This window comes from Nocardiopsis sp. B62 (genome assembly GCF_018070675.1).
Taxonomy (GTDB): Bacteria; Actinomycetota; Actinomycetes; order Streptosporangiales; family Streptosporangiaceae; genus Nocardiopsis; species Nocardiopsis prasina.
In genome coordinates this window covers 152,022-158,561 of record NZ_JAGPXK010000008.1, presented here as the reverse complement: position 1 = coordinate 158,561, position 6,540 = coordinate 152,022, and the positions used below count along the sequence as shown (strand labels likewise).

Genomic DNA, 6,540 nt, shown 5'->3' with positions numbered 1-6,540 from the left:
ATCGGGCTCCTCGGGAGGGTGCTCTGGTCGGATCGGGGGCGGGGGGCGGGGCGAGGGGGCTCGGCGGGGTCAGCGGTTGAGGAGGGCGACCCAGGCGTCGATCGTGGGCCGCTCGGCGAGGTCGGCGAAGTCGACCTCGACCCCGGCGGAACGCCACTGCTCCATGAGGCTCATCATGCGAACCGAGTCCATCCCCCGGTCGAAGAGGTCCTCGGCGGGGTCGATGTCCTCGGCCGGCTCGGCGAGGATGTGCGCTGCGTCGGCCCGCACGCGCTCGACCGTGAACGCGGTGGCGGCGGTGTCTTCGGTCTCCTGGGACACGGGTCAGGCCCTCTCTTCGGCGGGGGCTCCGGCGCGGGCGGCGACGGAGTCGATGATCTCGGCGACGCGGGTCGCGATGTTGGACAGCAGGGAGGCCGACACCCCGTGGGTGTGCTCGGTCCCGCCCTGGAGGTACAGGCCGCACGTGAGGGTGTCGTGGGTGACGACCCGGTAGTCGCGTTCCACGGCGGGGCGGCCCTCGGGGGTGGTGACGACCTGGTCGGCGAGGTCGCCCAGCAGGGGTCGGGCGTCGGCGGGGTGGTAGCCGGTCGCGAACACCACGTGGTGGGCCGGGATCGGGGTCTGCTTCCCGGTGACAAGGTCCTCCACGACCACCGCGACGCCCTCGGTGCTCTCGCTGAGCCCGGCCACCCGCGAGGTGTTGTGCAGGTGCAGGCGCTGGTTCCCGTGGACCTTCTCCGCGTAGTGGCGCCGGTACAGCTCACCGATCAGGTCCGGGTCGACCACCGAGTAGTTCGTGTTGCGGTGGTAGCCGGTGAGCTGGTCCTTGACCTCCTGCGGGGCGGCGTGGAAGGCGTCCACGGCCTCGGGGTCGAAGATGCGGTTGGCGAAGGGGCTGTCGTCGGAGGGGCTGTAGCCGTACCGGGACAGGACCGCGTGGACCTGCGCGCGAGGGAACCGCTGGTGGAGGTGGTCGGCGACCTCGGCGGCGCTCTGCCCTGCCCCGACGACCACGAAGGAGCGGGGGTCGGCCTTGGGCGGGAGTTCGGACAGGCGGGTGAGCAGGTACTCGTTGTGCCACACGCGGGCGGACTGCTCCACGCCCTCGGGCATGCGGGGGCGCAGACCGGGGCCGAAGACGACGTTGCGGGCGCGAAGCACGACCCGCTCACCCGCCGCGTCCTCGGAGACCACGTCCAGGTGGGTGACGCGCTCCCCCGAGTACACGGGACGGACCTCGACGACCTCGTGCCCGTAGCGGACCTGGTCGGCGACCCGGCCCGCACACCAGGACAGGTAGTCGTGGAACTCCTGGCGCAGCGGGAACAGCGTCTTGTGGTTGATGAAGTCGTGCAGCCGCCCCACGTGGTGCAGGAACGACAGGAAGCTGAAGTCACTGGCCGGGTTGCGCGTCGTGACCAGGTCCTTGAGGAAGGACACCTGCATGGTGGCGTCGTCGATGAGCATCCCCCGGTGCCAGCCGAAGGTCTCCTGGCGCTCCAGGAAGACGGCGGACAGCGGTGGCTCCTGGCCCTGTTCGAGGCGTTCGGCCAGGGCGATGGCCAGGCCGAGGTTGGAGGGTCCAAAACCCACCCCGACCAGGTCGTGGACGGCGGGCGGGTGGTCGTTGGAGGCCACGGTGGTTCCTTCTCGGTCGTGGTCGGTCATGTCAGACCCCGGTGCGGGCCGGGACCTCGCGCAGGGCGGTCAGGGCCTGGTCGGCCGTGATGACGGCGGCACAGCGCCCCGCCGCGTAGACCAGAGCGGAGCGGTGGTGCTCGGCGCTGAAGTCGGCGACGGCGTCGGCGACCAGGAACGGCTGGATGTCGCGCATGAAGGCGTCGGCCGCGGTGAGCTGGCATCCGATGTGCGCGTACACGCCGGTGACGATGATCTGGTCGCGGCCCCCGGCGGCCATGCGCTCGGCCAGGTCGGTCTGGGCGAAGGCGCTGTAGCGCCACTTGGTGAGCAGGACGTCCTCGCCCTCGGGGGCGAGTTCGGCGGTGATCTCGGTGTGCTCGGCGACCGACTTCATGCCGCCGCCCCAGAAGTCGCGTTCCAGTCCGCGCTGTTCGGGGGTCATGTCGCCGGGCTTGGCGGTGTACACGACCGGGACCCCCGCGGCGTGGCAGGCCGCGCGCAGGGCGGCGATGTTGGCGGTCGCGCCGGTCACCGGCTCGGTGCCCTCGGTGTAGGGGCGCAGGAAGTAGCGCTGCATGTCGTGGACGAGCAGCACGGCCCGGCTGGCGTCCACGGTCCAGGGCGCCCGGTTCTCGGGCAGGTCCTCGGCGGTGGGCAGCGGGTAGGGGTCGATGGTCGGCAGTGCCATCACTGGTCTCCGGATGGGTCGGTGGCGCCGCGCAGGTCGCGCTTGGAGGTCTTGCCGACGGCGGTGGCCGGGAAGGAGTCCACGAAGCTGACACGGTCGGGGATCTTGTAGGCGGCGAGCCCGCGCTCGCGCAGGAACGCGAGGAGTTCACCGCGAGTGGGCGCCTGGCCTCGGGTGATGACGTAGGCGCAGGTGCGTTCGCCCAGGTAGGGGTCGGGAACAGCGACGACTGAGGCGTCGTGCACGGCCGGGTGGGCCAGGATGTGGTTCTCCACCTCCTCGGCGCCGATCTTCTCCCCGCCCCGGTTGATCTGGTCCTTGGCCCGCCCCGAGACGACGAGGTTGCCGGAGGGGTGGCGGCGGACGATGTCGCCGGTCCGGTAGAAGCCGTCCGGGGTGAAGGCGGTGGCGTTGTGTTCGGGCGCCCTGTAGTAGCCGCGGATCGTGTAGGGACCCCGGGTCAGCAGGTGGCCGGGGTCGCCTTCGGGGACCGGGCGGTCGTGGTCGTCGACGATGAGGATCTCGTCGTGGGCGCTGATCGGGCGGCCCTGGGTGGCGGTGACCACCTCGTCGGGGTCGCCGTCCCGGGTGTAGTTGACCAGCCCCTCGGCCATGCCGAAGACCTGCTGGAGGGCGCAGCCCAGGACCGGGGTGACGCGGCGGGCCGCCTGCTCGGGAAAGGTGGCGCCGCCGACCTGGAGCATGCGCAGCGACGACAGGTCGCGGCCGGACTGGGAGCCGTGTTCGACGGCGTCCAGCCAGAGCATGGCCACGGGAGGGACCACCGAGGTGAGGGTGACGCGTTCGCTCTCCACCAGCGGCAGGGCCGTGGCCGGGCTGGGGTCGGGCGCCAGGACCACGGACCCGCCCGCGTGCAGCACGCCGAGGAACCCGGGCGAGCTCATCGGGAAGTTGTGGGTGACCGGCAGGACGCCCAGGTAGACGGTGTCGGCGTTCAGACCGCAGATGTCCGCGCTGGCCCGCACCGAGTACAGGTAGTCGTCGTGGGTCCGGGGGATGAGTTTGGGCAGGCCGGTGGTGCCGCCGGACAGCTGGAAGAAGGCCACGGCGCCGGGGTCGGGTGTGGCCAGGACCGACGGGTCCGGCTCGGCGCGCAGGTCGGCCAGGGCGGTCAGACCCTCCGACGGCTCTCCGGGGTCTCCCGCCACGACCACGTGTTCCAGACCGGGTACCCGGGCACGCACCTCGGCGGCCATGGGACGGCAGTCGAACCCGGCGTGGACGTCGGAGGTGACCAGGGCGACGGCCCCGGCGGTGGAGGCCAGGTGCAGGAGCTCGCTGCGGCGGTGGGCGGGCAGCGAGTAGACCGGCAGGGCGCCCAGCCGGAACAGCGCGAAGACCACCTCGAACAGCGGCGCGGTGTTGGGCAGGTGCACCACGACCCGGTCGCCCTCGGCCACGCCCAGGCGGGACAGACCGGTGGCCAGGGAGTCGGCGCGCCGGTCCAGTTCGGCGTAGGTCCAGCGGACCTCGCCGTCCACGACGGCGGTGTTGTCGGCGAAGCGCGCGGCGCGCTCGCGCAGGAAGGCGGGGAAGGTCTCGCCCGTCCAGTAACCGGCCTCGCGATAGGCGTCGGCGAGGTCCTTGGGCCAGGGGGTCCAGTCGTGTTCGCAGACGCCGTGGTTTCGGGGATGCGTGGTCATGCGGCTCCGTCCACACCGAGGGCGAGCAGGAGGGTGCGCAGCTTGGCGGAGGTCTCGGCCAGCTCGGCGTCGGGGTCGGACTCGGGCATGATCCCGCCGCCCGCGTACAGCTCCAGGGTGCGTCCGGCGACGTCGGCGCAGCGAATGGTGACCACCCACTCGCCGTCGCCCGCCGCGTCGGTGTGGCCGACCGCCCCGGTGTAGAAGCCCCGGTCGAAGGGTTCGAGGCCGCCGATGGTGTCGAAGGCGCGACCTGTGGGGGTGCCGCACACCGCCGGGGTGGGGTGCAGGTCCGCGGCGAGCCGGTGGGCGGGCACGTCGGGGTCGGTGAGTTCGCCCGTCACCCGGGTGGACAGGTGCCACATGGTGGCGGTCCTGATCAGCTCCGGCTCCGAGGGGACCGCGAGGTCGCGGCAGTGGGGGCGCAGCGCGTCCGCGACGGCCTCCACCACCACGGCGTGTTCGTGGCGGTCCTTGGCGGAGGTGAGCAGGGCGACGGCGCGCCGCTGGTCCTTCGTGGGGTCGGCGCTGCGCGGCGCGGACCCGGCCAGGGGGTTGGAGAGCACCTGGCGGCCGCGCTTGGCGACCAGGAGTTCGGGGCTGGCGCCGATCAGGGAGCGGGTGCCGGAGCCCCGGTCGGGCAGGTCCGTGGCGAAGACGAAGGCGGTGGGGTCGCGCCAGACCAGGTTGGCCAGGACCGTGGGTACGTCCACGTTCTCGCCGCTCTCCACCTTGAGGCAGCGGGCGAGGACGACCTTGCGCAGCTCCTCGTCCTCGGCCATGAGCTTGACAGCGCGCTCCACCGCCGCGACGTGCGCCTCGGGCGCGGGCACGGGGGTGACCGTCCACGGCCCGCCGAGCGGGCTCCACCGGTGTTCGCTCTTGGCGGCCCGTGCAGGGGAGGGTGACCAGCGAACGGTCTCGGGAACGACCAGGTGGGCAGGGCTGGCGGTGTCGAAGGGGATCGCGCCCATGGCGACCGCGCCGCTGCCCGCGTGGGCCAGGGCGTCGGGAATGGCGTCGAGCCGGTCCAGGGTGGCCAGCGCCCCGGTCCCGTGGAGGGCCCGCGAGGCGGAGGAGAAGAACGAGTCGCCTGGTCGGTACTCCGCCAGGACTTCCCCCGCCGTGGCCGCGGGGGCGGCGGTGCGCTGTTCGGGCATGGGTGTGGCCTTTCTGTGTTCAGGCGCGTGGGAGGGCGACCGGGGTGGGGCCGCCTGGCGGGGGGGTCAGCGGAGCGTGGCGCCGCCGTCGACGTAGAGCTCGTGCATGGTGATGTGACGGGCCGCGTCGGAGGCCAGGAAGCGCACGGCGGCGGCGACGTCCTCGGGTTGTCCGAGTCGGCCCAGGGGGATGCCGACCTTGAAGTGGGCGGGGTCGCCGGTGATGAGGGCCTGGGGGTCAGGGGTCATGGCGCGGAGCATGGGGGTGTCGGTGGAGCCGGGCGAGACCACGTTGCAGCGCACGCCCAGGGGCGCCAGTTCCAGGCCCAGGGATTTGGTGAGGGCGACGGCGGCGGCCTTGGTGGCGGCGTAGGCGGCCATGTTGGCTCGGGGGACGCCGGCGGCGTTGGAGGCCACGGTGATCAGGGATCCGTGGCCTCGGGGACCCATGCGCCGTGCGATCTCACGGCCGATGACGAAGACTCCGGTGGCGTTGACCGCGAGCATGCGGTGCCAGTCCTGGTCGGCGCACTCGGCCAGGGGACCCGTGGCGAGGGTTCCGGCCGCGTTGACGACCAGGGTGACGGGTCCGAGTTCGGCTTCGACCTGGTCGAACAGGGCCTCGACCCCGCCGGTGTCGGTGACGTCCCCCGCCAGGGCGAGCCCGCCGCCCTCCAGAGAGCGCACGGTCTGGTCGAGCCCTTCGGGGTCGATGTCCACGGCCGCGATCCGGGCCCCGTGCCGGGCGAGGTCGACGGCCACCGCCCGCCCCACCCCACTCGCGCCTCCGGTGACCACGGCGACGGCTCCGTCGATCCCGTCCATCTGTCGCCCCCAGTCCTGCTGACCTGCGCCGAATAAGGTAAACCTCGCCTTAATTAGGTAATGCTTACCTAATAAGTCCGCGGCAAGTCTCCGGCGAGCCACGGTGGGATGTCAACCAGAACCCCAGGGAGACCTGGATCACACGAGTGGGACGTTCACCCCATTCGCCGCCTCACGCAGAGGCAGCCCGAAGGCACACAGAGCGACGGTATTTACGCAGGTCAGAACACGTTCTGGCAGCGAACCCACCGCCCCGGGAAACCCCTGGGACACCCGCACCGAACCGGCTCGAAACCTGGCCCGAGGTGAGGTGGTTGTCACCTCCGCGCGAACCCTGCCCGGGTATGCGAATCTCCTCCCTCCGCTCCCGGATCGGCGTCGGGAGGTCGGGCTCAGGTGTCAGAGAGGAGGGGCAGAGGTAGCCGCGAGTCAACCCCCGGTCTGCTGGCCGGGGCTCATGCCGCGGTCGACTCGCGGTCGATGCGTGCCGAGGGAGGGGGACCCCGACTGAAGGGCATGGTCCGGCGCCAGGCTCCGCGCACCGCGCGGACGCGGCACC

The 6,540-nt window shown here is 72.2% G+C and carries 6 protein-coding genes; all 6 read right to left on the bottom strand.

Annotated features, from left to right (window positions below):
• Positions 1 to 69: 69 nt before the first annotated feature.
• The 6 genes from KBX21_RS11755 to KBX21_RS11730 all read right to left on the bottom strand — a co-directional run bounded on the left by KBX21_RS11755 (position 70) and on the right by KBX21_RS11730 (position 5,981).
• Positions 70 to 321, bottom strand: coding sequence for a phosphopantetheine-binding protein (locus KBX21_RS11755; protein WP_049574645.1), 252 nt, complete (start codon positions 319 to 321; stop codon positions 70 to 72).
• 3 nt (positions 322 to 324) lie between these two features.
• Positions 325 to 1,671, bottom strand: a complete 1,347-nt coding sequence (locus KBX21_RS11750) for a lysine N(6)-hydroxylase/L-ornithine N(5)-oxygenase family protein (protein WP_210841896.1) — start codon at positions 1,669 to 1,671, stop codon at positions 325 to 327.
• A 1-nt stretch (position 1,672) separates the two neighbouring features.
• Entirely contained in the window at positions 1,673 to 2,332 is a 660-nt protein-coding gene (locus KBX21_RS11745) for an isochorismatase family protein (protein WP_247665586.1), read from the bottom strand.
• Entirely contained in the window at positions 2,332 to 3,996 is a 1,665-nt protein-coding gene (locus KBX21_RS11740) for a (2,3-dihydroxybenzoyl)adenylate synthase (RefSeq protein ID WP_210841894.1), read from the bottom strand. Before KBX21_RS11740 ends, KBX21_RS11745 begins: the two co-directional genes overlap by 1 nt.
• On the bottom strand, positions 3,993 to 5,156 hold the full coding sequence (locus KBX21_RS11735; protein ID WP_210841893.1) for an isochorismate synthase: 1,164 nt from the start codon (positions 5,154 to 5,156) through the stop codon (positions 3,993 to 3,995). The genes KBX21_RS11740 and KBX21_RS11735 overlap by 4 nt, the downstream gene beginning before the upstream one ends.
• 66 nt (positions 5,157 to 5,222) lie before the next feature.
• Complete coding sequence (locus KBX21_RS11730; protein ID WP_210841892.1) at positions 5,223 to 5,981, bottom strand: SDR family oxidoreductase; 759 nt, start codon at positions 5,979 to 5,981, stop codon at positions 5,223 to 5,225.
• Positions 5,982 to 6,540 lie beyond the last annotated feature (559 nt).